The 26355-nt window shown below is 70.9% G+C and carries 22 protein-coding genes; 16 read left to right on the top strand and 6 right to left on the bottom strand.

Features of this window, described 5'->3' with window-relative positions; genetic code table 11:
• Positions 1-59: 59 nt before the first annotated feature.
• Genes lysX through argF form a run of 6 tightly spaced genes read left to right on the top strand, consistent with a single transcriptional unit; the run spans position 60 to position 6154 of the window.
• Entirely contained in the window at positions 60-962 is a 903-nt protein-coding gene (gene lysX, locus QOL69_RS08330; RefSeq protein WP_283402810.1) for a lysine biosynthesis protein LysX, read from the top strand.
• Positions 959-2008 carry an N-acetyl-gamma-glutamyl-phosphate reductase gene (argC, locus tag QOL69_RS08325; protein WP_283402809.1) on the top strand — a complete coding sequence of 350 codons (1050 nt, stop codon included), beginning with the start codon at positions 959-961 and terminating at the stop codon, positions 2006-2008. Before lysX ends, argC begins: the two co-directional genes overlap by 4 nt.
• Positions 2005-2928 carry an acetylglutamate/acetylaminoadipate kinase gene (locus QOL69_RS08320; protein ID WP_283402808.1) on the top strand — a complete coding sequence of 308 codons (924 nt, stop codon included), beginning with the start codon at positions 2005-2007 and terminating at the stop codon, positions 2926-2928. Before argC ends, QOL69_RS08320 begins: the two co-directional genes overlap by 4 nt.
• Complete coding sequence (locus tag QOL69_RS08315) at positions 2925-4052, top strand: aspartate aminotransferase family protein (protein ID WP_283402807.1); 1128 nt, start codon at positions 2925-2927, stop codon at positions 4050-4052. Before QOL69_RS08320 ends, QOL69_RS08315 begins: the two co-directional genes overlap by 4 nt.
• Positions 4052-5215, top strand: coding sequence for a [LysW]-lysine hydrolase (locus QOL69_RS08310; protein ID WP_283402806.1), 1164 nt, complete (start codon positions 4052-4054; stop codon positions 5213-5215). Before QOL69_RS08315 ends, QOL69_RS08310 begins: the two co-directional genes overlap by 1 nt.
• A 39-nt stretch (positions 5216-5254) precedes the next feature.
• Positions 5255-6154 (top strand): ornithine carbamoyltransferase, encoded by a 900-nt coding sequence (gene argF, locus QOL69_RS08305; RefSeq protein WP_283402805.1) that lies wholly within the window; start codon positions 5255-5257, stop codon positions 6152-6154.
• Positions 6155-6565: 411 nt separating this feature from the next.
• On the opposite strand, the gene QOL69_RS08300 is transcribed toward argF, so the two are convergent.
• Positions 6566-7837: a twin-arginine translocase subunit TatC gene (locus QOL69_RS08300; protein ID WP_283402804.1), complete on the bottom strand. Its 1272-nt coding sequence runs from the start codon at positions 7835-7837 to the stop codon at positions 6566-6568.
• A 180-nt stretch (positions 7838-8017) separates the two neighbouring features.
• Between QOL69_RS08300 and QOL69_RS08295 the strand changes: the two genes are divergently transcribed.
• From QOL69_RS08295 to QOL69_RS08285, 3 genes are all read left to right on the top strand, one after another.
• A complete protein-coding gene (locus tag QOL69_RS08295) occupies positions 8018-10246 on the top strand; it encodes a twin-arginine translocase subunit TatC (RefSeq protein WP_283402803.1) in 2229 nt (742 codons plus the stop codon).
• A gap of 84 nt (positions 10247-10330) precedes the next feature.
• Complete coding sequence (gene uvrA, locus QOL69_RS08290; protein ID WP_283402802.1) at positions 10331-13282, top strand: excinuclease ABC subunit UvrA; 2952 nt, start codon at positions 10331-10333, stop codon at positions 13280-13282.
• A 78-nt stretch (positions 13283-13360) separates the two neighbouring features.
• On the top strand, positions 13361-14617 hold the full coding sequence (locus QOL69_RS08285; RefSeq protein ID WP_283402801.1) for a magnesium transporter: 1257 nt from the start codon (positions 13361-13363) through the stop codon (positions 14615-14617).
• 8 nt (positions 14618-14625) lie between these two features.
• Here QOL69_RS08285 and QOL69_RS08280 read toward each other — a convergent pair whose 3' ends face one another.
• The gene (locus QOL69_RS08280) at positions 14626-14871 is read right to left on the bottom strand and encodes a hypothetical protein (RefSeq protein ID WP_283402800.1); all 246 of its coding nucleotides are present in this window, start codon (positions 14869-14871) and stop codon (positions 14626-14628) included.
• A 427-nt stretch (positions 14872-15298) separates the two neighbouring features.
• Positions 15299-17320: a MutS-related protein gene (locus tag QOL69_RS08275; protein WP_283402799.1), complete on the bottom strand. Its 2022-nt coding sequence runs from the start codon at positions 17318-17320 to the stop codon at positions 15299-15301.
• 131 nt (positions 17321-17451) lie between these two features.
• On the opposite strand from QOL69_RS08275, the gene larE reads away from it, so the two are divergent.
• The 7 genes from larE to QOL69_RS08240 all read left to right on the top strand — a co-directional run bounded on the left by larE (position 17452) and on the right by QOL69_RS08240 (position 22468).
• Positions 17452-18390 (top strand): ATP-dependent sacrificial sulfur transferase LarE, encoded by a 939-nt coding sequence (larE, locus tag QOL69_RS08270; protein ID WP_283402798.1) that lies wholly within the window; start codon positions 17452-17454, stop codon positions 18388-18390.
• Positions 18391-18509: 119 nt separating this feature from the next.
• Positions 18510-18713 carry a hypothetical protein gene (locus tag QOL69_RS08265; RefSeq protein ID WP_283402797.1) on the top strand — a complete coding sequence of 68 codons (204 nt, stop codon included), beginning with the start codon at positions 18510-18512 and terminating at the stop codon, positions 18711-18713.
• Positions 18714-18759: 46 nt separating this feature from the next.
• Positions 18760-19407: a phosphoserine phosphatase SerB gene (serB, locus tag QOL69_RS08260; protein ID WP_283402796.1), complete on the top strand. Its 648-nt coding sequence runs from the start codon at positions 18760-18762 to the stop codon at positions 19405-19407.
• A 95-nt stretch (positions 19408-19502) separates the two neighbouring features.
• Complete coding sequence (locus QOL69_RS08255) at positions 19503-20333, top strand: lycopene cyclase domain-containing protein (RefSeq protein ID WP_283402795.1); 831 nt, start codon at positions 19503-19505, stop codon at positions 20331-20333.
• Positions 20326-21483 carry a Brp/Blh family beta-carotene 15,15'-dioxygenase gene (locus QOL69_RS08250; RefSeq protein WP_283402794.1) on the top strand — a complete coding sequence of 386 codons (1158 nt, stop codon included), beginning with the start codon at positions 20326-20328 and terminating at the stop codon, positions 21481-21483. Before QOL69_RS08255 ends, QOL69_RS08250 begins: the two co-directional genes overlap by 8 nt.
• A gap of 75 nt (positions 21484-21558) precedes the next feature.
• Complete coding sequence (locus tag QOL69_RS08245; protein ID WP_283402793.1) at positions 21559-22146, top strand: GNAT family N-acetyltransferase; 588 nt, start codon at positions 21559-21561, stop codon at positions 22144-22146.
• Between the two features lie 28 nt (positions 22147-22174).
• Complete coding sequence (locus QOL69_RS08240; RefSeq protein ID WP_048077704.1) at positions 22175-22468, top strand: DUF7861 family protein; 294 nt, start codon at positions 22175-22177, stop codon at positions 22466-22468.
• Between the two features lie 31 nt (positions 22469-22499).
• On the opposite strand, the gene QOL69_RS08235 is transcribed toward QOL69_RS08240, so the two are convergent.
• The 3 genes from QOL69_RS08235 to hisB all read right to left on the bottom strand — a co-directional run bounded on the left by QOL69_RS08235 (position 22500) and on the right by hisB (position 26307).
• Positions 22500-24287 (bottom strand): L-aspartate oxidase, encoded by a 1788-nt coding sequence (locus QOL69_RS08235; protein WP_283402792.1) that lies wholly within the window; start codon positions 24285-24287, stop codon positions 22500-22502.
• Between the two features lie 135 nt (positions 24288-24422).
• The gene (locus QOL69_RS08230) at positions 24423-25310 is read right to left on the bottom strand and encodes a YkgJ family cysteine cluster protein (protein WP_283402791.1); all 888 of its coding nucleotides are present in this window, start codon (positions 25308-25310) and stop codon (positions 24423-24425) included.
• A 400-nt stretch (positions 25311-25710) separates the two neighbouring features.
• On the bottom strand, positions 25711-26307 hold the full coding sequence (hisB, locus tag QOL69_RS08225; protein ID WP_283402790.1) for an imidazoleglycerol-phosphate dehydratase HisB: 597 nt from the start codon (positions 26305-26307) through the stop codon (positions 25711-25713).
• Positions 26308-26355 lie beyond the last annotated feature (48 nt).

Below are 26355 nucleotides of genomic sequence, written 5' to 3'. Positions count from 1 at the left end.
CTCGACACGCGAGTGGTACGCATGCGCGTGAGAGCCGATGCGAACGGAGGGGGATCGACATGCGCGTAGGCGTCCTCTACTCACGGATACGGAAAGACGAGAAACTGCTTCTCGGCGAACTCCGCGAGCGCGGCCACGAGGTCGAGAAGATCGACGTCCGCAAGGAGCGGTTCGGGCTGGAGTCGACGACCGCCGCGGTCGACGACCTCGACATCGTCGTCGACCGCTGCCTGTCGACGAGCCGGTCGCTGTACGCGACGCGCTTTATCGACAGCTACGGCGTCCCTGTGGTGAACTCCCCCGAGACGGGCGATATCTGCGCCGACAAGGCGAAGAACTCGCTCGCGCTCGCGGAAGCGGACATCCCGACCCCGGCGACGGAGGTGGCGTTCACCAAGGAGGCCGCCCTCGAAGCGATCGAGTCGTTCGGCTATCCCTGCGTCCTCAAGCCGGTCACCGGCTCGTGGGGGCGGCTGATGGCGAAGATCGACTCGCGGAACGCCGCCGAGGCGATCTTAGAGCACAAGGAGACGCTCGGCCACTACGAGCACAAGGTGTTCTACGTCCAGGAGTTCGTCGACAAGCCCGGCCGCGACGTTCGCGTACTGGCGGTCGACGGCGAGCCGGTCGCCGCGATGACGCGCTCCTCGGAGCACTGGCTCACCAACGCCGCGAAGGGCGGCGAGACGGAGTCGTTCGAGCTCGACGAGCGCGCGACCGAGCTGGTCGAACGCGCCTCCGATGCGGTCGGCGGCGGCATGCTCGGCGTCGACCTGATGGAAGTCGGCGTCGACGAGGACGGCGACGGCGTCCCCGACGACTACACCGTCCACGAGGTGAACCACACCGTCGAGTTCAAGGCGCTCGATTCGGCCACCGAGGTCGACGTGCCGGCGAGAGTGGTCGACTGGCTGGAGACGAAGGCGGTCGAGGCGGCCAACGACGGGGAGGTCACGATATGACTGACGGGACGTACACCGCGAGCGTCGTCGGCGGCACCGGCTTCACCGGCGGCGAGCTGTTGCGGATCCTCGCCGGCCACCCGAACTTCGAGGTCGTTCAGGCCACCTCGCGGTCGGCCGACAACATGACCGTCGGGCGCTCGCACCCGAACCTGCGCGGGCTGGACCTGCGCTTCTCGGACCCCGACGACCTCGAATCGGTCGACGTGCTGTTCGCGGCGACGCCGCACGGCGTCTCGATGGGCCGGATCGACGAGTTCTTCGAGGCCGCCGACACCGTCGTCGACCTCTCGGCCGACTTCCGGCTGCCCGAGGCCGACGCCTACGACGAGTGGTACGACGGCCACGAGTCGCCGGAGTACCTCGACCGCGCAGAGTACGCGCTCCCCGAACTCAACCGCGAGAACCTCCCCGGCGCGGACCTGATCGCCGGCGGCGGCTGCAATGCGACCGCGACGATCCTCGGGCTGAAACCGCTCGTCGACACGGGCGCGCTCGGCCCCGACGCGGGCGAGGTCGTCGTCGACGTGAAGGTCGGCTCCTCGGAGGGCGGCGCGGGCGGCGGCGCGGCGTCCTCGCACCCGGAGCGGTCGGGCGTCGTGCGCCCGTACGCGCCCACCGGACACCGCCATGAGGCGGAGATCGAGGCGTACCTCGGGATCTCGGTCTCCTTCACCGTCCACGCGGTCGACATGGTGCGGGGCGCGAGCGCGACCTGTCACGTCTTCCCCGACGAGCCGGTCTCGAAGGGAGACCTCTGGACGGCGTACCGCGACGCCTACGCCGACGAGCCGTTCATGCGGATCGTCTCGGGCGGGGGCGGCGTCTACCGCTACCCCGAGCCGAAGTCGGTCGCCGGGACGAACCACGGCGAAGTCGGCTTCGAACTCGACCCCGGGAACCGCCGGGTCGTCGTCTTCTCCGCGATCGACAACATGACCAAGGGGTCGGCGGGACAGGCCGTCCACGCGGCGAACGTCGCGCTCGGACTGGACGAGACCGCCGGCCTCGAATTCGACGGGCTTCACCCGGTGGGATCGCCGTGAACGGGACCGAATCCGATTCCACGGCCGAACCGCCCGTCGTCGTGAAGGTCGGCGGCGCGAAGGCGGTCGATCCCGCCGGCGCGGTCGGCGACGTGGCGCACCTAGTCGCCAACGGGCGCGAGGTCGTCGTCGTCCACGGCGGCTCGACGGTCGTCGACGAGACGCTCGAACGGCTCGGAATCGAGCCGGAGTACGTCGAGTCCGCCTCCGGCGTCACGGGGCGGTTCACCGACGCGGAGACGATGGAGGCGTTCACGATGGCAATGGCTGGAAAACTCAACACCGAACTGACGGCGCAGTTCCGGTCGGCCGGGGTCGACGCGGTCGGCTGCTCCGGCGTCGACGGTGGCCTCCTCTCGGGACCGCGCAAGTCGGCCGTCCGCGTCGTCGAGGACGGCAAGAGGAAGATCCGCCGCGGCGACCACTCGGGGACGATCGAGTCGGTGAACGCCGCCCTCCTCGCCGGGCTCCTCGAAGACGGCTACACGCCCGTCGTCTCGCCGCCGATGGCGGGCGACGAGGGCGACGGCGAGGTCACTCCCGTCAACGCCGACGCCGACCGCGCGGCCGCGGCCGTCGCCGGCGCGCTCGGGGCAGACCTCGTCCTGCTGACCGACGTGTCCGGCGTGTACGCCGACCCGGACGACCCCGAGACGCGCATCGACGCGGCCGCGACGCCCGACGAGCTTGCGGCCGTCGAGGACGCCGCCGAGGGGTTCATGGGCAAGAAGGTGATGGCCGCGAGGGAGGCGCTGTCGGGCGGATCCGGCCGCGTCGTGATCGCGGACGCCAACGTCCGCGACCCGGTCGTCGCCGCGCTCGGCGGCGCGGGGACGACGATAGAGCGGTCGGCGCTCGGTGAGGACGGAGCGGCGGGCGGGGACGGCTCGGAGACGGAAAACGGAGGTGAGACCGCGTGAGCGGCTTCGTATTCTCCGAGAAGCCGATCGAGATCGCCTCCGGCGACAGCGTGTACCTCACCGACGCGAACGGGACGGAGTACCTCGACTTCGGCGCGAGCTACGCCTGTACGCCGGTCGGGCACTGCCACCCGGAGGTCGTCGACGCCGCGACGAGCCAGCTGGAGGACCTGATGTACGTCCAGGCGTCGTACCCGCACGCGGCGCGGACGGCGCTGTACGAGCGCCTCGCCGAGGTCGCTCCGGTCGACGTCGACAACGTCTGGCTCTGTAACTCCGGCACGGAGGCCAACGAGGCCGCGCTGAAGTTCGCCCGGCACGCGACCGGCCGCGAGAAGATAATCGCCACCACGCAGGGGTTCCACGGGCGGACGATGGGGACCCTCGCGACCACCTGGAAGGAGAAGTACAAGGAGGGGTTCGGTCCCCTCGCCGGCGGCGTGGAGTTCGTCGAGTACGGCGACGCCGAGGCGATGCGCGAGGCGGTCGACGAGGAGACCGCCGCCGTCATCCTCGAACCGCTTCAGGGCGAGGGCGGGATCAACCCCGTCTCGACCGAGTACCTTCAGGCGGTCCGGGTCGCGACCGCCACGTCGGGGGCCGCGATGATCGTAGACGAGATCCAGACGGGACTGGGCCGCACCGGGTCGATGTGGGCGGCCGACCGCCACGACGTGGTGCCGGACGTGCTGACGACGGCGAAGGGGCTCGGCAGCGGGCTCCCGATCGGCGCGACGCTGTGTCGCGACTGGATCGCCGCCGACGCCGGCGACCACGGCTCGACGTTCTCCGGCGGCCCGGTCGTCTCCGCGGCCGCGGGCGCGACCCTCGACGTGATCGAGCGCGAGGAGCTGCCGGCGCACGCCGAGGAGATCGGCGACTACCTCCGCGGCGAACTCCGCGACCGCCTCGGCGACGACGTCCGCGACGTGCGCGGCGACGGGCTGATGGTCGGGATCGAGGTGCGGCGCGGCTCCAACCGCCTGCTGCGCGACCTCGCCATCGACCACCGGATCCTCGCGCTGCCCGCTGGGCGGACCGTCCTGCGGCTGCTGCCGCCGCTGACGGTCGAACGCGAGCACGCCGACCGCGTGGTCGACGCGATAGCGGAGGTGATCGGCTGATGGCGGCCGGCAAAGAGCGGGAGACCGAAGCGGACGCCGAGGGCGGGGCCGACGTCGTCGCCGGCGGCGGCTACCCCGCGCCCTGCGACACGGCAGCCCGGAAACTGCTGTACGACATGGTCTCCATCCCCTCACCGTCGGGCGAGGAGGAGCGGACGGCCGAGCGGCTCGTCGACTTCTTCGAGGCGAACGGCCGGGAGGCGTGGATCGACGAGGTCGGGAACGTCCGCGCGCCGGCGGACGACGCCGTCCTCCTGACCTCGCACGTCGACACCGTGCCGGGCGACATCCCGGTCGAGGTGCGGCCGGCACCGCCGGAGGGCGAACTGCCGGAGCCGTCGGACGTGCGCGTCGGCAGCCCCGGCGACCCCGTGCTGTGGGGTCGCGGCGCGGTCGACGCGACGGGACCGCTGGTCGCGATGGCGGTCGCGGCGGTGAAGACCGGCGTCTCCTTCGCGGGCGTCGTCCGCGAGGAGGTCGACTCCGGCGGCGCGCGCGCCCTCATCGCCGACCGCGACGCCCCCGAGGCGGTGATCAACGGCGAGCCGTCGGGCTGGCGGGGGATCACCCTCGGCTACCGCGGCCTGCTGGAGGGGACGTACGTGAACACGAGCGAGTCGGGCCACTCCTCGCGGCCGGAGCCGAACGCGATCCAGCACGCGATCGACTGGTGGCACGGCGTCGAGGAGACGTTCACGCCGGACGACGCCGAGACCGCCGTGTTCGACCAGGTGACGACCAAGCCCATCTCTATCGACGGCGGCCTGAGCGACGACGGGCTCGCCGTGGAGACGACGATGGACGTCCAGCTCCGGGTCCCGCCCTCGCGCCCGGTCGACGAGATCCACGAGCTGGCGGAGGCGGAGCTGGCGACCGGCTCGGTCCAGTGGGGCGAGCCGATGCCCCCCGTGATGGAGAGCCCGCGGACCGACCTCGCGCGGGCGTTCCGCGTCGCGATCCGGTCGGCGGGCGGCGACGTGCGCCTGCTCCGGAAGACCGGCACGAGCGACATGAACCTCTTCGCGGCCGCGTGGGACTGCCCGATGGTCACCTACGGTCCGGGGAACTCCGACCTGGACCACGCGCCCGACGAGCGGCTCCCGCTGCCGGACCTCGACCGCGCCGTGCGCGTCCTGACCGACGTCTGCCGCGAGCGACTGTAACGCCCACAGCCAACCCCCGTTTTCCGAACTACTCCCACCATGACACTCGCCACCGACGACTTCCTCGACATCGACGACGTGACGCCCGCCGAACTGGACGCCCTGCTCGACCGCGCCGCCGCGATGAAGGCGGGCGGGACCGACCCCCGACTCCCGGACGCGACGCTCGGGATGATCTTCGAGAAGCCCTCGACGCGCACCCGCGTCTCCTTCGAGACGGGCATGACCCGACTGGGCGGCCACGCGATGTTCCTCGGCCCCGACGACATCCAGCTCGGGCACGGCGAGCCGTTGCGCGACACCGCGCGCGTCCTCGGCCGCTACGTCGACGGGGTGATGGCGCGGCTGTTCGACCACGAGGACGTGGAGACCCTCGCGGAGTACGCCGACTGCCCCGTGATCAACGGGCTCACCGACGAGGCGCACCCCTGTCAGACGCTCGCGGACCTCCTGACGATCCGGGAGACCGTCGGCGAGGACGCGACGGTCGCGTGGGTCGGCGACGGCAACAACGTCGGGCAGTCGTTCGTCGTCGGCGCGGCGATGGCCGGGATCGACGTGCGGGTCGCCACGCCCGCCGACTACGGGATGGACCCGGACGTGTTCGACCGGGCCGCGGCGTTCGGCGCGAACGTGACGCCCACCACAGACCCCGAGGCGGTGGTCGACGGCGCGGACGTCGTCTACACCGACGTGTGGATCTCGATGGGCCAGGAGGACGAGCGCGACGAGAAGCTCGCCGCCTTCGACGGGTTCCAGGTAAACGCCGACCTGCTCGCCGGCACCGACGCGAAGGTGATGCACTGCCTGCCCGCGCACCGCGGCGAGGAGATCACCGACGACGTGCTCGAATCCGACCGGGCCCTCGTCTGGGATCAGGCCGAAAACCGGATGCACGCGCAGAACGCGCTGCTCGTCGAACTGCTCGGCGGGGAGTAGGCGAAGGACGGAGCCGATCGGACCGCGGACCTATTTATAAGAAGATGTGCGGTGGCGCGTGCCCGTGAGCGGTCGCCACAGGCGACCGCGAACGGCACCGCGCGAGGGAGTCAGTCGCCGGAGCGAAGCGACGGCGACTGACGAGGCTGGGGAGGTGTGAGGCTGTGCTGTGCGGTGCGAGGCGGGACTCGAAGGGGCAGCCGGGAGGCGGACAGAGGCGACGTAAGCACCGCAGGAGCGAACGGAGTGAGCGACGAGGAGCGCAGCGAGCGTCTGTCCGCCTCCCGGCTGGGGCTTCGGCGGTCGTGTCGATCGACCGTTTATAAGCAAGAACGGTCTCCTACGGTCTCACGACAGGGGTTTCGGCGGAGCCCGTGTCACTCAACGGCTTATAAACGGAGACGACCGCGTCTAATTCCCGGTCCAGCGCAGTATCGCGAGCGTCCCCTCGAAGAGGGCGATCATCGTGAGCGTCACGATGATCGGGGCCATCCCGGTGAGGTCGGGGTTGAACAGGAAGGCGATCCCGAGGAACGACCCCCAGAAGATCAGCCGCTTCGCCTCCAACCACTCCCGGGTGACGAGATTCATCATGATGGCGAGCATGATGAAAAGCGGGATCTGGAAGACGAACGCCATCAGCGCGAGCATCACGACGATCAGGTTGAACGTCTCCGCGAGCCCGAAGGCGATGGTCGCCGCGTCGGCGGAGTAGGTGGTGAAATACGAGAACATCGCGGGCAACACGAGGAAGTGCGCGAACGCGATCCCGATCCCGCCGAGAACCAGACTGGTCGGCACCGCCGCGAGGTAGTAGCGCCGCTCCGTCTGGTAGAGTCCAGGGCGCATGAACCGGTACGTCTCGTAGACGAACGCCGGGAGCCCGAGGACGACGCCCGCGAGGCCGGCCACCTTCAGCCGGGTGAGCGGAAGTTCCAGCGGCCCGTACAGCCGCGGCCGGTTCTCCAGCGGAGCCGGGATGTGATAGCTCCAGAAGTAGTTGATGAGCTCCGTCGACTCGGTGACGACGACGAGCGTCGCCAGCCCGCCGACGAGGAAGACGACCGCGAGCCGGCGCATCATCTCCTCGATGTGGGCCGCCAGCGGCATCTCCTCGTCCGTCTCCGGCCCCTCGATACCCTCGAACGGCTCGTCGTCCTCGACGGTCGTCGGAGCGGTCGCGGCGTCCGCGTTCGCCGCCGGCGTGCCGCCGTCGCCGAGGCTCTCGGTGTTTTCGTCCACGTCGCCCGCACCCTCATCGTCCGCACCCTCGTCGTCCGCACTCTCGTCGTCCGCACTCTCGTCCGCGTCGTCCGCATCGACACCGGTATCGTCTACGGAGGATTCCGCATCCGCGTCACCCTCCGAATCGCCGGCCGCGTCCGCACCCTCGTCGTCGTCCGAACCGTCGTCGTCCGAACCGTCGCCGACGACCTCGGCGCGCGCGGCGTCTTCCGCCGCCACCACGTCGTCCGCCATCAGGCGCTCGTCGGCGTCCGCGTCCGACCCGGCGATTCCGTCTGACGCGTCGCCGTCGTCGTTCGGATCGGGCGTCTCGCCCGGGCTCTCGTCGGACGCGCCGGGGTCTGACCCCCCGTCGACAGCGCCGTCCGGGTCGGGCTCGTCGGTCGACCCATCGGCGGCGGCCGAGTCGTCGTCGCGCGACCGGTCCGAGTCGTCCATTCAGTTGCTGTACGCGACCGGGCGGTTATCAACCTTTTCGGATGGCGACGCTCCGCGTCGCCGAGGAGCGCGGGCGCGGCGGCCGGGGTACCCGACGACGACCGGGGAAGCGCGGCGAATCGCTCGCGGGGCCGCCCGCGGTCGAAAAGGTTGATAACGGCGACGGCCTTCGCCCTCCGTATGGCGAGCGCCCTCGACGATGACACTCAGCGGTCGATCGCGGAGGGCCGCGAGACGGCGAAGGCGTTCCTTCGGTCGATCCAGAAGGACCTCCAGAAGGTGTTCGTCGTCTTCCTGTTCGGATTCATCCTGACGTTCTGGGCGCTGCGCGTCTACATCTGGGACTGGCTCAGGCAGGTGACGGAGTCGAACATGAGCCCCGAGGTCGCCGCGGAGGCGGACATCATCGCGACGACGCCGTTCGAGGTGATCCTCCTCCAGGCGAAGATCGGGCTGATCGTGGGAGTTATCGCCGCGATCCCGCCGCTGATCTACGTCACCCGCGACGAACTCCGCGCCCGGGGCATGTGGCCGCGGTCGCCCGTCGCGCGCTGGAAGCTCGCGGGGATCGCGCTGCTCGGTGCCGGGCTGTTCACCGCCGGCGTCGCTTACGGCGTCCTCGCCTTCTTCCCGCTGATGTTCGGCTTCCTCGCGGAGTTCGGGCTGGAGGCCGACATCCAGCCCACCTACGGGATCGTGATGTGGACGGAGTTCATCGTCTTCCTCTCGCTTTCGTTCGGGCTCGCGGGACAGATGCCGCTCTTAGTCACCGGGCTGTCGTACGCCGAGATCGTCCAGTACGAGACGTTCCGCGACAAGTGGCGCTACGCGGTCCTCGCGATCTTCGTCTTCGGCGCGTTCTTCTCCCCGCCCGACCCCTTCACACAGCTGCTGTGGGCGTTCCCGCTGACCGCGCTGTACGGCTTCAGCCTCTACCTCGCGAAGCTGGTCGTCACGGCCAAGCGGAGCTCCGACCAGATCGACGTACTGGGCGCGACCCGAAACCACTGGAACGTCGTCGGCGGCGTGACCGCCCTCGGCGGCGCGCTCGTGTACGGCTTCTACGAGTACGGCGGCCGAGCGGCGGTCAACGCCGTCCTGCGGCACCCGCTCGTCGACAGCAGCTGGCGCTTCCTCGAACCGGGTGCGGGACTCGGCGTCGACCCCGCAACGGCGCTCGGGGTCTATGCGGTCGCGTGGGCGCTGGCGTTCGCCGTGATCGGGACGCTGTGGGCCGTGTACACCGACCTCGACACCGCGAGCGCGGGCTACCGGTACGGCGACCCGACGGCGATCGACGTGAGCGAACTCGACGCGGCGGGCGTGCGGGCGGCCCCCGCCGACGCCTTCGCGGAGATGGAGGAGCCGGAGTCGCTCGCGCTCGCGCAGGCCGCGATGGAAGACGACGAGCCGGAGAAGGCGCAGGCGATCTTAGACCGGTTCGACGAGGTGAACGACGGCGACGGGGACGCGGCGGGCGACGACGGCGAGGGCGGAGCAGCCGCGAGCGCCGGCGGGGACGACGCGGGCGACGGCGGGCTGATGGGCTCCGTTCGGAACCGGGGGTCCCGGGCGGGGTCGACGTTCCTCGCCGAACTCACGGACGGCGACGGGGAGGCGGCCGAAGACGACATCGGCGGCTACTACACGGACCTCAAGTTCATCTTCGATTCGCTGCGCTCGCGGGCGTTCCGGATCGTCGCCGTCTTCGGCGTCGTGATGACGGCCGCGTTCACGTGGCTGTACCTCGGCGGACTCGGAACGGTCCGGAGGGACCTCGAACGCCGGGTGCCCGCGGAGATCGAGGGCGGGATCGAGATCATCTCCCTCCACCCGGTCGAAGCGGTGGTCTTCATGGTGAAGTTCGCGGTGGTGCTCGGGATCTTCGCCGCGTTCCCGTTCGTCCTCTACTACGCGTGGCCCGCGCTCCGCGAGCGCGGCTTCGTCGCCGGGCGGGTCCGTCAGGTGTACCTGTGGGCGGGGGCGCTCGGTGCCGGGATGATCGGCGGCATCGCGCTCGGCTACGCGTACATCGCGCCGGGGATCATCGGCTGGCTCGTCACCGACGCGCGGCTCGCCGACATGATCATCACCTATCAGGTGAGCGACTTCCTCTGGCTCGTCATCTACACCACGCTCGGGATCGGCTTCCTCGCGGACATCCCGATCGCGATGGTCCTCCTGAACAACGCCGGCGTCCCGTACGGCGTGTTCCGCGAGCGCTGGCGCGAGGTGACGATCGGCATCATGGTGATCGCGGCGGTGTTCACCCCCTCCGACGTGATCACGATGTTCCTCGCGACGATCCCGCTGATGGCGGCGTACGGCGTCGGCATCGCGGCCCTCTTCCTCGTCACCTTCGGGGGGCGGCGGAACCTCTCGCCGCCGGCGGAGTTCGTCGGGCGCTGAGCCGCCCGACGCCGGGAGTCAGTTCTCGACAGCACCCTGTGGACCGACGAGTATTCCCGCGCGCGCCCGCAACGGACGAGTGAAATGAGCAAGGACTACATCGAGGTCCGCGGCGCTGAGGAACACAACCTCAAGGACCTCGACGTCCGGATCCCGCGCGAGGAGTTCACCGTCGTCACCGGGCTGTCCGGGTCGGGGAAGTCGTCGCTCGCGTTCGACACCGTCTACGCCGAGGGACAGCGCCGGTACATCGAATCGCTGTCCGCGTACGCCCGCAACTTCCTCGGACAGATGGACAAACCGCAGGTGGAGTCCGTCGAGGGGCTCTCGCCGGCGATCTCCATCGACCAGAAGAACGCCGCGAACAACCCCCGGTCGACGGTCGGCACCGTCACCGAACTCCACGACTACCTCCGCCTCCTGTACGCCCGGATCGGCACCCAGTACGACCCCGTCACCGGCGAGGAGGTCGGCGAGCAGTCCGCACAGGACATGGTGAACCAGATCCTCGAACTCCCCGAGGGCACGCGGGCGAAGGTGGCCGCCCCAGTCGTCCGCGACCAGAAGGGGGCCTTCGAGGAGCTGTTCGAGGAGCTGGTGAGCGACGGGTACAGCCGCGTCGAGGTCGACGACGAATCGGTCGACCTGACGCTGGACGACCCCGATTTGGACGAGAACTACGACCACACGATCGACGTGATCGTCGACCGGGTCACGGTGAGCCCCGACGCCCGCTCGCGGATCACGGACTCCGTCGAGACCGCGCTGGAGGAGGCCGACGGGGCCCTCAAGCTGATCGTCCCCGACCCGCCGGAGGACGTGCCGTTCGCGTCGAACGCGCGCTCGACCGGATCGCTCGCGGCCGACGCCGAGGCCGACGACCGGCTCGTCGTGGAGTTCTCCGAGGAGCTCGGCAACCCCAACTCCGACGTCCAGTTCTCCGCGATCGAGACGCGGTCGTTCTCCTTCAACAGCCCGTACGGGGCCTGTCCCGAGTGCGAGGGGATCGGCTCGACGAAGGAGGTCGACGAGGACCTCGTGATCGAGGATCCATCGAAACCGCTCAAACACGTGTTCGAACCGTGGAGCTACGACCGCACCTACTACTCGCGACAGCTCGACAACGTCGCCGACCACTTCGGCGTCGACCTCGACACCCCTTTCGAGGAGCTGGACGAGAAGATTCGGCGGCAGTTCCTCTACGGCACCGACGACCTCGTCCACTTCGAGTGGACCACGAAGAACGGCACGCGCGAGAAGACGGAGCGGTTCGAGGGCGTCATCCCGAACTTAGAGCGCCGCCACGTCGAGACCGACTCCGAGCGCGCCCGCGACCACATCGAGGAGTATATGGCCGTGACGACCTGCCCCGAGTGCGAGGGGACGCGACTCAAGGAGCAGTCGCGGCACGTCCTCGTCGCGGGCACGTCGATCACGGCGGTCAACGAGCTGTCGATCGCCGACGCCCGAGCGCACTTCGAGGGGATGGAGTCGGAGCTGAACGAGCGCGAGACGACGATCGCCGAGGAGATCTTAAAGGAGATCCGGGCGCGGCTCGGCTTCATGGAGGAGGTCGGCTTGGAGTATCTCACGCTCGACCGCGAGGCCTCGACCCTCTCCGGCGGCGAGAGCCAGCGCATCCGGCTCGCGACGCAGGTCGGCTCCGGGCTGGTCGGCGTGTTGTACGTCTTAGACGAGCCCTCCATCGGGCTCCACCAGCGGGACAACGACCGACTCTTGAACACCCTCGAAGGGCTCCGCGATCTGGGCAACACCCTCATTGTCGTCGAACACGACGAGGAGACGATGCGTCGCGCCGACGAGATCATCGACATGGGACCGGGGCCGGGCAAGCGCGGCGGCGAGATCGTCGCGCAGGGCGACTTCGCCGAGGTGGTCGAGGCCGACGAGTCGGTGACCGCCGACTACCTCTCGGGCCGCGAGTCGATCCCGGTGCCCGACGAGCGCCGCGAGTCCGAGGGCGAACTCGTGGTGAGCGGGGCCCGCCAGCACAACCTGAAGGACCTCGACGTGCCGATCCCGCTCGGCACGCTGACGACCGTCACCGGCGTCTCCGGCTCCGGGAAGTCGACGCTCGTCAACGACATCCTGTACAAGGGGCTCGCCCGCGAGATGAACGACAACACCTCGGTCGACCCCGGCGACCACGACGCGATCGAGGGCCTCGACGAGGTCGAGACGGTGCGGCTCATCGACCAGAGCCCCATCGGGCGGACGCCCCGCTCGAACCCCGCCACGTACACCGACGTGTTCGACCACGTCCGCGAGCTGTTCGCGGAGACGAAGCTGTCGAAGCGCCGCGGCTACGAGAAGGGGCGGTTCTCGTTCAACGTGAAGGGCGGGCGCTGCGAGGAGTGCGGCGGGCAGGGGACCGTCAAGATCGAGATGAACTTCCTCTCCGACGTGTACGTCCCCTGCGAGGAGTGCGGCGGCGCGCGCTACAACGACGAGACGCTCGACGTCGAGTACAAGGGGGCGACCATCGCCGACGTGCTCGACATGAGCGTCGCGGAGGCGTACGACTTCTTCGAGAGCCACCGCGGCCTCGAACGCCGCCTCAAGCTGCTGAAAGACGTCGGGCTCGGCTACATGGAGCTCGGCCAGCCCTCGACGACGCTCTCGGGCGGCGAGGCGCAGCGCGTGAAACTCGCCGAGGAGCTGGGCAAGCGCGCGACCGGCGACACGCTGTACCTGCTCGACGAGCCGACGACGGGCCTCCACAAGGCGGACGAGCGCAAGCTGATCGACGTGCTCCACCGCCTCGTCGACGCGGGCAACACCGTGGTCGTCATCGAACACGAACTCGACCTCGTGAAGAACGCCGACCACGTGATCGACCTCGGCCCCGAGGGCGGCGACGGCGGCGGCGAACTCGTCGCCAGCGGCACGCCCGAGGCGGTCGCTCGCGTCGAGGAGTCGCACACCGGGCGCTACCTCCGGGACATGCTCCCGAAGGTCGACCTCGAAGGCCCCCGCGACGACCGCCGGAAGCCCGCGGTGGCCGACGACGACTGACGGCCGGCGCTCGGGGGCGACAGCGAGACGCGTAGCCGCGTCCGGCACCGTTTAGTGGGGCTCTCGTGACGGCGGTGTATGAGCATCGAGACGACCGACGTACGGGAGGCGATCGCGATGTCGCCGGAGCCGGCGACGGAGTTCGCGTCGCTGCCGCGGCGCGAGCGGCGCGACGTCTTCTTCGCGCTCCCCGAGAGCGTCAGGGAGGCGGTCGCGACCGGGATGGACCGGTCGCAGTTGGAGACCTTCGTCGACCCGCTCGACCCGGACGAAGTCACCGACGTGCTCGGCTACGTCGACGAGGAGACGCGCGAGGCGGTCCTCACCGGTCTCGACGAGAGCCGGCGCGAGAAGGTCAACTTCCTGCTGTCGTTCGATCCCGAGAGCGCGGCCGGCGTGATGACCCTCGATTACGTCACCGTCGACGCCGGCCGGTCGTTCGAGGCGGTGACGGAGCGGGTGCGGCGCTTCGAGGAACGAACCGGGCAGGTGCCGACGATATTCGTCACCAACGGCGACGAGCTGCTCGGCGAACTGCCGGGCGCGGCGCTCTCGGTCGCGGACGCCTCGGAGTCGATCACCGACCACCTCGTGGAGACGCCGTCGGTCAGGTACGACCGCGAGGACGAGGAGGTACTGGAGGTGTTCCGCCGGAACAGCGAGCGGACCGTGGCGGTGCTCGACGAGGAGAACGACGTCCTCGGCGTGATCCACGCCGACGACCTCCTGCGGCTGATCGACGAGGCGGCGGGCGAGACGCTCTACGAGTTCACCGGCGTCGCGGAGGAAGAGAGTGTCCTCGACGGGCCGGTCGAGAAGGTGCGGCGGCGGTACAAGTGGCTCATCCTCAACCTCGGCACCGCGTTCATGGCCGCGGCGGTGGTCGGCCTGTTCGAGTCGACGATCGCCGCCGTCGCGATCCTCGCCGCGTACATGCCGGTCGTCGCCGGGATGGGCGGCAACGCGGGCACGCAGTCGATGGCGGTCACCGTCCGGGGCATCTCGCTCGGACAGGTGTCGCTGGCGACCGGAAAGCGCGTCGTCGCGAACGAGGCGATCGCCGGCGCGGTCAACGGGCTCATCACCGGCGCGCTCGTGGCCGTCATCGCGACCGCCTTCTCGTACGGCGATTTCGGGGTCCTATTGGGCGCTGTGATCGGCGTGTCGATGGTGGCGAATCTCGTCATCGCGGGCTTCTTCGGCGCGCTCACGCCCCTCGTCTTGGACAAGCTCGGCTACGATCCCGCCACGTCGGCGACGATATTCATCACGACCGCGACCGACGTGCTGGGCTTCCTCTTCTTCCTCGGGCTGGCGCGGGCGGTGCTGCTGTAGCCGTCTCGTCATCCTGTAGTCGAGCGGCGATCGTCCGATCGGCTGACGGCGGCGACGGCGAGCGCGAGCAGGTCGAACAGTACCATCCCGACGACGCCGAATCCGAGCAGCGCGAGGACGCCCAGCGCCGCAACGGCGAGCGCGACGAGCGCGCGGGCGACGCGCGACGGGCTGGAGACCGACCGCGAGACTCGATGGCCGACGACGAGCTGGACCGCGCCGAGGAGGACGCCGAGCGGGGTGACGGCTGGCATGGAAGTCGTTTTGTGGGGTCGTCACCTGAAACTACGGGTGATCGAGAGGGGACCGAGAGGGTCTCGGCCGTCAGGATACTCCGTGACTGAGACCGCCGAAGCCCCAGCCGGGAGGCGGGCGCACGCTCGCTGTCGTTCGAAAGGCGCTCCGCGCCTTTCGTGATGACGAGACGCCTTTGGCGTCTCGAACCACGCGCTTCAGTCGCTCACTTCGTTCGCTCCTTCCAGTGCTTACGTCGCCTGCGCCCGCCTCCCGGCTGCCCCTTCGAGTCCCGCCGAACAGCACCGCACAGCCTCGCACCTCCCCAGCCTCGCCGCTCGCTTCGCTCGCGGCGTCCCTCGCGCGGTGCTGCTTCGCGGCCGCCTTCGGCGGCACGCTCGCAGGCACGCGCCACCGCAGTCGTCGGGGGAAGGGTCGGTCCCCGGCTCAGAACTTCTCTAGCAGATCGCCGTAGAACTCGCCGCCGCGGTCGTCCGCGAGCTTCTCGACGATGAGCTCCGGCGTCGACCGCGCGAGGTGGCCCTTCTTCGGCGAGCGGTTCACCCAGAGTTCGCCGTCGACGAGCCCCGCGGCCTCGATGCCGTCGACCGCGATCTCGAAGTCCGCGGCGTCCCTGATTTCGCGGGCCAGGTGCGAGACGAAGACCGCGGTCGCGTGCTGGTCGTCGAGCGCTTCGAGGATGCCCGCGATGATCTTCGCGGAGGCCCCCGGCTCGGTGATCGACTCCAGTTCGTCGACCAAGACGAGGCGGCCGTCCGCGCCGTCGACGAGGTCGCCGAAGTCCCGGAGCGTGGCCTCGAACGCGCCCGCGTCGAGGGTCCCCTGCGACTTCGCGTAGTAGTGTATCTCCTCGAAGCGCTCGACCGTGGCGGACTCGGCGGGGACGGGCAGCCCCATCTGCGCGAGCACGACGACGAGGGCGACCAGATCGAGCGTCGAGGTCTTGCCGCCGGAGTTGACCCCGGAGAGAAGCGTCGCGCCCGAGACGGTGTAGTCCACCGGCTCCACGTCGGCGAAGTCGACGTCGAGCAGCGGGGAGCGGCCGCCCTCGATGCGGAATCCGCCCGTGCCCTCCCCGTCGCCGCCTGCCTCCGGGCTCTCCGCTTCCGGGTCGACCACCTCCGGCAGCGTACAGTCGAAGTCGCGAGCGAACCGAGAGATCGCGAGTTCGACGTCGAGTTCTAAGGCGTCGCGGACGAGCGTCTCGACCGGCTCGCGGAGGTCGCCGAGGTCGCTCGCGAGGTCGGCCTTCAGCCTCGCGGCGCGGCGGTCGCGGGCCGCGGAAAGCTCGGTACGAAGCCGCGAGACCGCGCTCTCGTCGTGGTCGACCGGGAACGAGGGGTCGCCGCCGAAGACGCGCTCGGCCAGCTCCGCCTCCTCGGGCTTCAGACGGAGCGCGTCGGCGAGGTGGTCGCGGGCGGCGTCGACCGCCTCGTCGTACTCGTCGGCCAGTTCGCGGTCGAGCAGGGAGTCGACGCGAGCGCCCTGCTCGACGAGGGAGAGGAAGTCGGTCCCCTCGATGGTGACGTCGCGCTCGCGGATCGCCTCGCGCAGGCGGTCGTCGGCGACCGACGCCGCCGTCGACACCGCGGCGTCGAGGTCGTCGACGGCGGCCGTGAGTCGGTCCAGCTCCGCGTCGCCGGCGATGGTGCCGTCGTCGTCGAGCCGCGAGAGCGCGTCTCGGAGGCGGTCGAGGTCCACCGGTGCGTCGGCCGCGATACCGGCCGTCTCGTGGACCGCCGCGGCCGCCTCCAGCCGGTCGCGGTTCTCCGCGAAGAAGGTCAGCAGTCGCTCGGGAACCGTCTCCGCCGGGGTTTCGAGGGCGTCCGGGCGGACGGCCACGTCGCCCTCGACGTCGAGGCCCGCGAACGACTCGTCTAAGACGATCACGGAGGCGTACGAGCGCCCGAGTTCGGAGACGTCGCGCGCGTCCTCGACGGTCTCGACGGAGAGTTCGGGGACGGCCGCCTCGGCGCGCGCGAGCGTCTCGGCGTCGGCGGTCGCGAGACAGCGGTCGCGGACGCGAACGGTCGGGGGGTCCGAGAGCGGCGCGCAGTCCGCGAGCGCCTCGCGGACCGCGGGGTCGGGGTCGCGCTCGGTCGCCGCGGCCGCGAACGACTGCGCCTCCGCGATCCGCGAGGCGGACGCGCTCGGGTAGAACGTCTCCAGCCGCTTCGCGGCGTAGTCGGTGACGGTGCGCTCGCGCAGCAGGTCGATCGCCTCCCGGTACAGCTCGCGGGCGCGGTCGGTGGCAAGCACGCGCCCCTCGTCGTCGTGGCGGCGGCGGATCGCCCCGCGGGCGATGCGGGCCGCGCGAGCCTCGTTGACGCCCGGCGCGCGGGCGATGGCGGCCACGTCGCCGGACTCGACGGTCGCGGCCGGGTCGTCCAGTTCGCGCAGCGCCGCGGCCGTCTTGGTCCCGACGCCGGGGATCGCCTCCAGCTCCATCTACTCGCCGGTATCGCGGCAACGGTCTAAAGCGTGCGGGTCGGTCCCGCGGTCGAGGGGCGCGCAGTTCCGCGTCGACGGCCGCGATCCGCGTGCGACGGGCTTTTTCGCGCTCGTCGCCAACGCCGGCCATGAGCCAGAACGCGCGAGCCGTCGGCGACGGGTCGCTCGCGCCCGAGACGGCGGCGAAGGCGGCGAGCGCCCGCGACGCGCTCGGCGAGCGCGACGGCGTCCTCGTCGCGTTCTCCGGCGGAGTCGACTCCGCGGTGGTCGCGGCCTTGTCGGCGGACGCGCTCGGCGACGACGCCGTGGCGTGCACCGCCCGCAGCGAGACGCTCCCGGCGGCGGAGCTGGCGGACGCGGAGCGGGTCGCCGACGAGATCGGGATCCGCCACGAGACGGTGACGTTCTCCGAGCTGGACGACCCGAACTTCGTCGCCAACGACGGCGACCGCTGTTACCACTGCCGGACGATGCGGCTCGGCCGGATGTACGAGACCGCCCGCGATCTCGGGATCGACACGGTCTGCGACGGGACGAACGCCGACGACCCCGGTGAGGGCCACCGCCCCGGCCTCCGCGCAGTCGAGGAGCTGGACGTGTTCTCGCCGCTTCTGGACGCCGAGATTTCGAAGGACGAGGTCCGCGCGATCGCCGACGCCTACGGCCTGTCGGTAGCCGACAAGCCCTCGATGGCGTGTCTCTCCTCGCGGATCCCGACCGGGCTGGAGGTGACCGAGGAGCGGCTGACCCGCGTCGAGAAGGCCGAGCGGGTCCTCCGGGAGTGGGGCTTCGAGGGGTTCCGGGTGCGCGACCACGACGGGCTCGCGCGCGTCGAGATCGCGCCCGACGAACTGGAGCGCGCGCTCGACCCCGCCTTCGCCGACGCCGTCCACGAACACCTCACCGACCTCGGCTTCGAGTACGTCACGCTCGACATGGCCGGCTACCGGACGGGGAGCGTGAGTCCGGGCGGCGACGAGGAGGGTTCGGACGACGCGGCCGACGACCGCGAGTCGAGCGGCACGAGCGACGACGGCGTCGACCTCGGCCGGCAGTATCCGCGCTGAAGCGTCAACAGTACCCCCGCTGAAGCGTCGGCTGCGCCGCGCGTACGGCTGACAGCCCCGTTATCACCGGAGAGAACCCGGCACGAACGCTTATAACCCGCGTTGGTGAAGCGACACCTATGCGAGAGGCGCAGACGCTGGCGGTGATCGCCGGCGGGGTCGGCGGGGCCGTCGGGGCGTTCGTCGGCGTCGCGGTCGGCGGGTCCGCGATCTCGGTGACGCTGACCACCCTCGGGGTCGCCACTCTCGTCGGCGTCGGCGTCATCGCGAGCGCGGTCGTCGCCGGCGACGTTGAGTTCCTCGCCGACGCGGACGGCGAGTAGCCCGGCGACCGCGCGCTTCAAGGTCCCGCCGCGACGAACGGGTGTCATGAGTCTCATCGCGTTCGACTTCGACGGGACGCTCTCCGACTCCGAGATGACGGTGCTGCTCGCCGAGCGGGCGGGCGTCACCGACGAGGTCGCCGAGATCACCGAGCGGGCGATGAACGACGAGATGAGCTACGCGGAGAGCCTCTACCGGCGCGCGGAGCTGCTGGAGGGCCTCTCGGAGGCGGACGTCGCGGACGCCTTCGACGCGGTGCGGATCCGGCCCGGCGCGGCGCGGCTCATCGAGCGCCTGCGCGACGAGGGACACCACGTCGCCGTGTTGACCGGCGGGTTCGAACGCGGCGTCGAGGCGGCGCTGGAACGGGAGGGGGTCGCCGTCGACACGATCGTCGCGAACCGCCTGCCGACCGGGGCGGACGGGGCGCTCACCGGCGCGGCCGAGGGACCGCTCATCGAGGGGACGAAAGACGACGCGCTGGCGGACCTGGCGGCCGAGGTCGGCGTGCCGATGGACGACACGGTGGCCGTCGGCGACGGCGCGAACGACCTGCCGATGCTGGAGGTCGCGGGCCTCGCCGTCGGCTTCGTCCCGAAGTCCGCGGTTCGGCCCGTCTGCGACGCCGTCGTCGCCTCCATGTACCGGCTCGGGAAGGTGCTGGAGGCGCACGGCGTGCTCGCGGCGGAGTAAGCCGGTCCGGGACGATACCTGACCATGTTTGGATCAAGCCTTAATCAACGACGAGCCGAACGTGATCGCATGAGCGCTCTCGCCGGGGTGATCCGATGTTACCGACGCTGACGTATCTCCAGTTCCACCTCGTCTTCAGTCTCCCCGTGCTGGCGCTGCTGTGGTATCTCGCGCCGCGGTACGAGGCCGTCCGCCAGCGGCGGGCGACGGTCGGGATCGCCATCCTCGTCGCCATCGCGTACCTCTACACGACGCCGTGGATCAGCTACATGATCCGGCAGGGCGCGTGGTCGTACGCCGACGGAGCGGTACTCGTCCGGGCGCTGTCGATCCCCCTCGGCGAGTACCTCTTTTTCACCATTCAGACCGTCGTCACCGCGTTCGCGCTCCACCTGATCGGGTTCGACCCGACGTTCCGCGAGGGAGACTTCGACCGCGGTCCCAGAGTCGCCGGCGTCCTCGCGGGCGTCGCGATGGTGGTCGGAGGGCTCTGGCTGACGACGCTCGACCCCTCGTACCTCTACCTCGGCGGCCTGGTCGCGTGGGTCGGCCCGGTCGTCGCGCTCCAGTGGGCGGTCGGCGGCGGCTACCTCGTCCGCACGCCGCGGATGTGGCTCGCCGCGACGCTGCTCCCCGCCGCCTACTTCTGGGTCGCGGACCGGATCGCGATCGGGATGGGAACGTGGAGCATCTCCGCCGAGTACACGACCGGCGTCGCCGTGTTGGGCCTCCCAATCGAGGAGATGCTGTTCTTCGCCGCCGCCGGAGTGATGACCGTCAACGGGCTGGTGCTGTTCGAGTGGGTGCTCGACTGGAACGACCGCCGCGGGAGCGTCGCGGAGTCGGTCCCGTCGGGAGGGGCGGAGCGCGACGTACCCGGCCCGGAACCGCCCGCCGACCCAGACCCCGACGTGGTCGATGACTGAGGCGGCGTCGACGGGCGCGACCGAGTCCCGTCCGAGCGAGGTCGGCGGCCGCGATCCCGAGGTGACGCCCTCGGGCGAGCGGGGCGAAACCGAGTCCGCGAGCGAGCGGGTCGACCGGTGGTTCGCGCGACGCCCCGCGGTGGCGCTGGCCGCGCTGGTCCCGATCGGTGCCGTGACCCCCCTGTTTCCGGTCGAAGTCGGCGTCGCGACGTTCGCGCTCGGGACGCTCGTCGTGGGGATGGCGCACGGCGCGGTCGACCACCTCGTCCCGCTCCGGGCCGCGCCGAACGTGTCGCTGCGGCGGTCGATCGCGGTCGTCTCCGTCGTCTACGCGGTCCTCGGCGGGGCGGTCGTCGCCGCGTTCTTCGTCGCGCCGGTCGCGGCGTTCGTCGGCTTCATCGCGCTCACGTGGCTTCACTGGGGGCAGGGCGACGTGGCGACGCTGTCGATCGCGGGCGTCGACCACCTACCCACGTCGGCGGAGCGGTGGCTCGCGCTCGTCGTCCGCGGCGGCCTCCCGATGGGCGTCCCGCTCCTCGCGCACCCCGAGGAGTACCGGCTGGTGGCCGAGTGGATCGTCGGGCTGTTCCTCGTCGGGCCGGGCGCGGCCGCGACCGCGGTCGACCCGCTGTTCGCGCCCGCGGTCCGTGTCGGGGTCGGCGTCGGGATGGCGGCCGCGACGCTGGCGTCGGTCGGACTCGGCTATCGTCGGGTGCGGGCGAGAGGCGGTGACGGCGAGAGGCGCGACCCCGCGGGGTGGCGGCGCGATGTCGGCGAGCTGGCGGTGCTGTGGGCGTGGTTCCTGCTCGCGGCACCGGTGTTCGCGATCGGGGTGTACTTCGCGCTGTGGCACGCGCTCCGACACGTCGGACGCCTCGTCCTCGTCGATCCCGAGGCCGCGAGCGCCGCGTCTGCCGGCGACGCCGTCGGGGCGCTCGCCCGCTTCGGCCGGGACGCGGCACCGCTCACGCTCGGCGGGTTCCTCGTAGTGGGCGCGGTGGGCGCGAGCGTGCCCGCCGGCGTGGCGGCACCCGGCGACCTGCTGGCCGTGTCGCTGGTCGCCATCGCCGCGATGACTTTACCCCACGTCGTTGTCGTCGCGTGGCTCGACCGACGACAGGGCGTCTGGCGTCCGGGCGTCGCTCGGTGAGGGAAAGGTCGAGTGGATACCCCTCGGGTTCCGACACCGCACCGCTCTTGGCCGGGGGCGGCGTCTCTCCGATCGATGGACGAGATCGCGATCCGCGACCCGCGGCCGGGCGACGCCGAGCCGCTGGAGGCGCTCATCACCTCGCACTTCAGCGAGGGGAGTTCCTACGGCGTCGACCTCGGGCTCGACGACCCGACGTACCGCGTGCTGGTCGCGGTCGAGGCCGGAAGCGACGGCGGAGCGAGCACCGATCGCGACGACGCGATCCTCGGCGTCATGGCGCTCCGCGAACTCTCGGACGCGGCCGCCGTCGCCGACGAGATGTACTTCTTCGACGACCCGGACCTCCTCCCGGCCGCGGAGCTGTACGGTCACCTCGAAATGGGGTACGTCAGCGAGGCGGCGACCGGCCGCGGGATCGGGAGCCGGCTGCTCGAACGGCTCCACGCGATCGGAGCCGAGCGCGGCGTCGACCTGTTCGTCGCGGACTCGTGGTACCACGGGGGCGACGACTCCCCGGAGAAGCTGTTCGACGGACACGACTACGAGACGATTCATCGCGACCCGATCGACCGGCCCGCGGCCGAGTGCCCCAAATGCGAGGGCGAGTGCGTCTGCGAGGGCGCGCTCGCGGTGCGGCGAGTCGAGGGAGACGGAGCGTGACCGGACGCCGCGGAGGCGAGAGACCGTCGTGAACCACGACCGCATCCACGCGAGGGAGCCGTCGCATCACGTCGACCGGTGGTCGGTCGGCGTGATCGAGTCGATCGGCGAGCGCGACGGCCACTGCGTCGTGACGGTCCGACCGGTCTCGGAGAAAGGAGACGAGACGAGTGATACCGAGCCCGGATCCGGAGGCGACGATCGGTCCGTCGAACTCGTGATCACGTTCGCCGTCAGGGACCTGTTCGTTGGTCGGCTCGCGATCGCGGACGACGAGTCCCCGGTCGGCGAGCGCGTCTGGTATCGGAAGCGGGGCGGGTGAGCGGAAACGGAGGGCGAGAGCGGACCCGCGGTCACTCCAGCTGGTGGTAGTCGAGCTCGTGCCCCTCGTCGAGGGCGGCCTGGACCGCCTCGCTGGGCGCGTCGACCGGCTCGGTCCGGAGTCGCATGCCGCCCACGTCGGCCGCCTCGAAGTAGACGTTGCGCCGCCAGTCGGCGTCGACGTCGGGGAAGTCGGTGCGGTAGTGAGCGCCGCGGGACTCCTCGCGTTCGAGCGCGCCGCGGAGCACCGCCTCGGCGGCGACGGTCATGAAGCCGAGGTCGACGGCGAACTCGAACGACTCGCTGGTGACCGGGCCGACGCGCAGGTCGGCGACGCGCTCGCGCACGTCGGCGAGGCGGTCGAGCCCCTCTCGGAGCGACGCCTCGTCGCGGAGGATACCCGCGTGGTCCCACATCAGCTCCCGCAGGTCGGCGAGCGCCGCGTCCACGTCGTGTTCGCCGTCGCGGTTCGCCATCGCGCGCAGGCCGCGGAGGTGCGGCTCGACGAGCGACTCGCGGAGGTCGTCCGGGACCGCCCCCGGCCCGTCCGCGCGGTCGGCGACCCGCTCGCCGGCGACGACGCCGTACGCGACGGTCTCGGCCAGCGAGTTCCCGCCGAGTCGGTTCGCGCCGTGGACGCCGGCCATCGTCTCGCCGATGGCGAACAGGCCGTCCACGTCGGTCTCGCCGTGGTCGTCGACGGCGACCCCGCCCATCCCGTAGTGGGAGGTCGGCGCGACCTCGACGGGCGCTTCGGCCATGTCCACGCCGAGGTCTTGGAACCGCTCGTACATCCGCGGGAGGCGCTCTTGGATGAACTCTGCGTCGCGGTGGGAGATGTCGAGGTAGACGCCGCCGTTCTCTGTGCCGCGCCCCTCGGCGACCTCCCGCGCGATCGCCCGAGCGACCACGTCGCGGGCGTCGAGCTCCATCTGGTCCGGCGAGTACCGCTCCATGAAGCGCTCGCCCTCGGCGTTGAACAGGCGGCCTCCCTCGCCGCGGACCGCCTCCGTCACGAGGCGGCCGCTCCACGGCTCCCACTCGGGGTCGCTCTCGTCGACTGCCATCCCGGTGGGATGGAACTGCATGAACTCCATGTCCATCAGCGACGCTCCGGCGTCGTACGCCAGCGCCGCGCCGTCGCCGTTGTTCTCGTCGTCGCGGGAGGTGTGGCGGTCGTAGATCGCCGCGTGACCGCCGGCGGCGAGGACGACGGTCCCGGCGTTGAACAGGACGAACTCGCCCGTGTCCATGTCGTAGCCGACGGCCCCGTGGACCGCGTCGCCGTCTGAGACGAGCTTCGTGATCATCACGTTCTCGCGGTACGGAACGGACAGCTCCCGCGCCCGGTCGACGAGCGCGTTCAGCATCGACTCGCCCGTGTGGTCGCCGGCGAACGCCGTCCGTCGGAACGACTGCGCACCGAAGAACCGCTGGTCGATCTCGCCGTCCTCGGTGCGCGAGTACGCCATCCCCCACTCGTCGAGCTCGCGGAGGCGCTCCGGCATCTGTCCGGTCACGGTCTCGACCTTCGCCGGATCGTTGACGAAGTGGCCCTCGTTGAGGGTGTCGGCCGCGTGGATCGCCGGCGAGTCCTCGGGGTCGTGCGTCCCGAGCGCGCCGTTGATCCCGCCGCGGGCCCACGTCGTGTGCGCGTCGCCGTGGCCCCGCTTCCCGAGCACTAACACGTCGTCCACGCCGCGCTGTGCGAGTTCGATCGCGGCGCGGGCACCCGCCGCACCGGCACCGACGACGAGGACGGAGACGTCCTCGCGGTCGTACTCGACCGGTTCGTCGTCGATCGGTTGCCGTTCACTCATACCGTAACGGAGGGTCCGGACACGGGTAAGCCCCACGCGCGTGTGCGCGCACGCATGCGATGTCGACGGCGATTTGCGGGGGCGACGGGCGTCCCGGTTCGGCGACGGCGCGGCCCCGTCAGTCCCATCCCGTCGTCAGTCCCATCCCGACGTGCCGGGCGCGCCCGCGTCGTCTTCCACGTCGCGAACCAGCTCAGCGAGGGACTCCGCGGTCCCGTCGACCGGATCGCCGTCGGCGGCGGCCCGCGCGGTCCACTCGCGGACCGCGTTCCCGACCCACGAGTCCGCCTCGCGGGCGCGCTCCCGGGCGTCGGCCATCCGGTCGCGGGCCACCGACAGCGATCCGGGGCGGGAGCCGACCGCGGCACCGGCGAAGCGGGCGCGGTCGTCGGCGGTCGCCGCGCCGTCGCGGAGTCGGGCGACGACCCCGTCGAGGTCGTCGGGGTCGGGGTACGCGAACACGGTCGCGCCGAGCGCCTGCGGCCCGAACGCGGGTGCCGGGAGGTCTTTCGGCGGTTCGTCGTCGAGGAGCCGCTCGCCGCCGCCGGCGGCCTCGACGCGCTCGCACTCCGTTTCCGCGCCGAGTTCGAGGTTGTGTCCGGGGTACGTCGCGCAGGTTCGGGGGTAGCGCTCGTCGCCGTGGATCCGGCACTGGAGCGTCGTCGGGTCGAGGAAGACGCAGGCGTCGAGCCAGCGCGACTCGTCGGTGCCGACCGGCGCGACCGGCTTGGGGGGTTTCCGCAGGCCGACGACGAAGACCGGACGGTCGTCGACCGCGGCGAGGTCGACGCCGTCGATCCGGACGCTGTCGTCGCGCTCGGCCGGTTCGAACAGTCTGGGGATCAGGGCGTCGCCGAGCCCGTCGTCGACGAAGCCAGCCACCTCGTCGCGGGAGAGCGGCGCGAGGTCGTAGACGTCGTCGAGCGGGGGGCGCGGCCCGGTACGGTCGGAGCCCGCCGCCACTGGGTCGAGCGGTCGCCAGTCGACACAGCAGCCGGCGCACCCCTCACAGCGGAGGTCCATGCGATCGTGGGAACAGTTGTCGAGGTTATAAATGCTCGGCAGCAAACTGCGTTGCGGCCAGCGTGACGGAGACCGCCGAAGCCCCAGCCGCTCGATACGGCGCAGTTGCTGCTGCGGACACGTCCACCGAAGCCCCACCCGCGAGGACTTGATGCGCTCGCTGTGCTCCTCGCTCGCTCGCGTTGCTCTCTCGCTGCGGTGCTTACGTCGCGCGTCTTCGTCCTCGCGGCTGCCCCTTCGATTTCCACCCCGCACCGCAACCGCACAGCCTCACGCCTCCCCAGCCTCGTCGCTGGCACCCTCCGCGTTGCTCCGGGAGCCAGCGACTCCCTCGCGCGTGCTCCTCGCGGCCTCCGGCCGCTCGCAGGCACGCGCCACCGCGGAGGTCGGGCGGCCGATTCTACAGTTCGCCCTTCGTGCTGGGCGTGTCGCTGCGACGCTCGTCGATTCGGGTCGCGTCGTCGAGCGCGCGCGCCAGCGCCTTGAACAGCGCCTCGACCTCGTGGTGGGCGTTGTCGCCGCGCTCGACCGCGGCGTGGAGCGTCAGCCCGGCGTTGTGGGCGACGGAGAGCGCGAAGTGATCCGCCATGACGCTCGTGAACTCGCCGACCGACTCCTGTGAGAACTCGCCGGAGAACTCGTAGTAGGGGCGTCCCGCCACGTCGACGACGACGCTCGCGACCGCCTCGTCGAGGGGGACCCGTCGATCGGCGTACCGCCGAATTGCACGCTTGTCGCCGAGCGCCTCGTCGAACGCCTCACCGAGGCAGATCGCCACGTCCTCGACGGTGTGGTGGTCGTCGATCTCCAGATCGCCGTCACACCGCACGGTCAGGTCGAACAGGCCGTGTTTCGCGAACGACTCCAACATGTGGTCGTAGAAGCCGATCCCCGTGTCGACCTCGCTGTCGCCGTCGCCGTCGACCGCGAGCGTCAACTCGATCGTCGTCTCCGCGGTCTCGCGGGTGACCGCCGCGGTCCGGTCGTGCTCGCTCATACGTGTCCGTCGCGGGCGGCTCTTAAGGGGATTGCGGGGAACGGGGGG

This window comes from Halorubrum sp. DM2, from assembly GCF_901686465.1.
In the GTDB taxonomy this organism is placed as follows: domain Archaea; phylum Halobacteriota; class Halobacteria; order Halobacteriales; family Haloferacaceae; genus Halorubrum.
Note: the sequence above shows the minus strand (reverse complement) of the source record. Positions and strands in the feature narration are given on the sequence as shown.

What these genes read in the sequence shown, in the direction of transcription:
- QOL69_RS08235 (WP_283402792.1), bottom strand. Translation starts at nt 24,287, where the DNA reads ATGAGTGAACGGCAACCGATCGACGACGAACCGGTCGAGTACGACCGC.
- QOL69_RS08295 (WP_283402803.1), top strand. Translation starts at nt 8,018, where the DNA reads ATGGCGAGCGCCCTCGACGATGACACTCAGCGGTCGATCGCGGAGGGC.
- QOL69_RS08265 (WP_283402797.1), top strand. Translation starts at nt 18,510, where the DNA reads ATGCGAGAGGCGCAGACGCTGGCGGTGATCGCCGGCGGGGTCGGCGGG.
- larE (WP_283402798.1), top strand. Translation starts at nt 17,452, where the DNA reads ATGAGCCAGAACGCGCGAGCCGTCGGCGACGGGTCGCTCGCGCCCGAG.
- QOL69_RS08280 (WP_283402800.1), bottom strand. Translation starts at nt 14,871, where the DNA reads ATGCCAGCCGTCACCCCGCTCGGCGTCCTCCTCGGCGCGGTCCAGCTC.
- serB (WP_283402796.1), top strand. Translation starts at nt 18,760, where the DNA reads ATGAGTCTCATCGCGTTCGACTTCGACGGGACGCTCTCCGACTCCGAG.
- QOL69_RS08245 (WP_283402793.1), top strand. Translation starts at nt 21,559, where the DNA reads ATGGACGAGATCGCGATCCGCGACCCGCGGCCGGGCGACGCCGAGCCG.
- QOL69_RS08310 (WP_283402806.1), top strand. Translation starts at nt 4,052, where the DNA reads ATGGCGGCCGGCAAAGAGCGGGAGACCGAAGCGGACGCCGAGGGCGGG.
- QOL69_RS08230 (WP_283402791.1), bottom strand. Translation starts at nt 25,310, where the DNA reads ATGGACCTCCGCTGTGAGGGGTGCGCCGGCTGCTGTGTCGACTGGCGA.
- QOL69_RS08250 (WP_283402794.1), top strand. Translation starts at nt 20,326, where the DNA reads ATGACTGAGGCGGCGTCGACGGGCGCGACCGAGTCCCGTCCGAGCGAG.
- QOL69_RS08255 (WP_283402795.1), top strand. Translation starts at nt 19,503, where the DNA reads ATGTTACCGACGCTGACGTATCTCCAGTTCCACCTCGTCTTCAGTCTC.
- lysX (WP_283402810.1), top strand. Translation starts at nt 60, where the DNA reads ATGCGCGTAGGCGTCCTCTACTCACGGATACGGAAAGACGAGAAACTG.
- QOL69_RS08285 (WP_283402801.1), top strand. Translation starts at nt 13,361, where the DNA reads ATGAGCATCGAGACGACCGACGTACGGGAGGCGATCGCGATGTCGCCG.
- argC (WP_283402809.1), top strand. Translation starts at nt 959, where the DNA reads ATGACTGACGGGACGTACACCGCGAGCGTCGTCGGCGGCACCGGCTTC.
- QOL69_RS08300 (WP_283402804.1), bottom strand. Translation starts at nt 7,837, where the DNA reads ATGGACGACTCGGACCGGTCGCGCGACGACGACTCGGCCGCCGCCGAT.
- QOL69_RS08275 (WP_283402799.1), bottom strand. Translation starts at nt 17,320, where the DNA reads ATGGAGCTGGAGGCGATCCCCGGCGTCGGGACCAAGACGGCCGCGGCG.
- hisB (WP_283402790.1), bottom strand. Translation starts at nt 26,307, where the DNA reads ATGAGCGAGCACGACCGGACCGCGGCGGTCACCCGCGAGACCGCGGAG.
- argF (WP_283402805.1), top strand. Translation starts at nt 5,255, where the DNA reads ATGACACTCGCCACCGACGACTTCCTCGACATCGACGACGTGACGCCC.
- uvrA (WP_283402802.1), top strand. Translation starts at nt 10,331, where the DNA reads ATGAGCAAGGACTACATCGAGGTCCGCGGCGCTGAGGAACACAACCTC.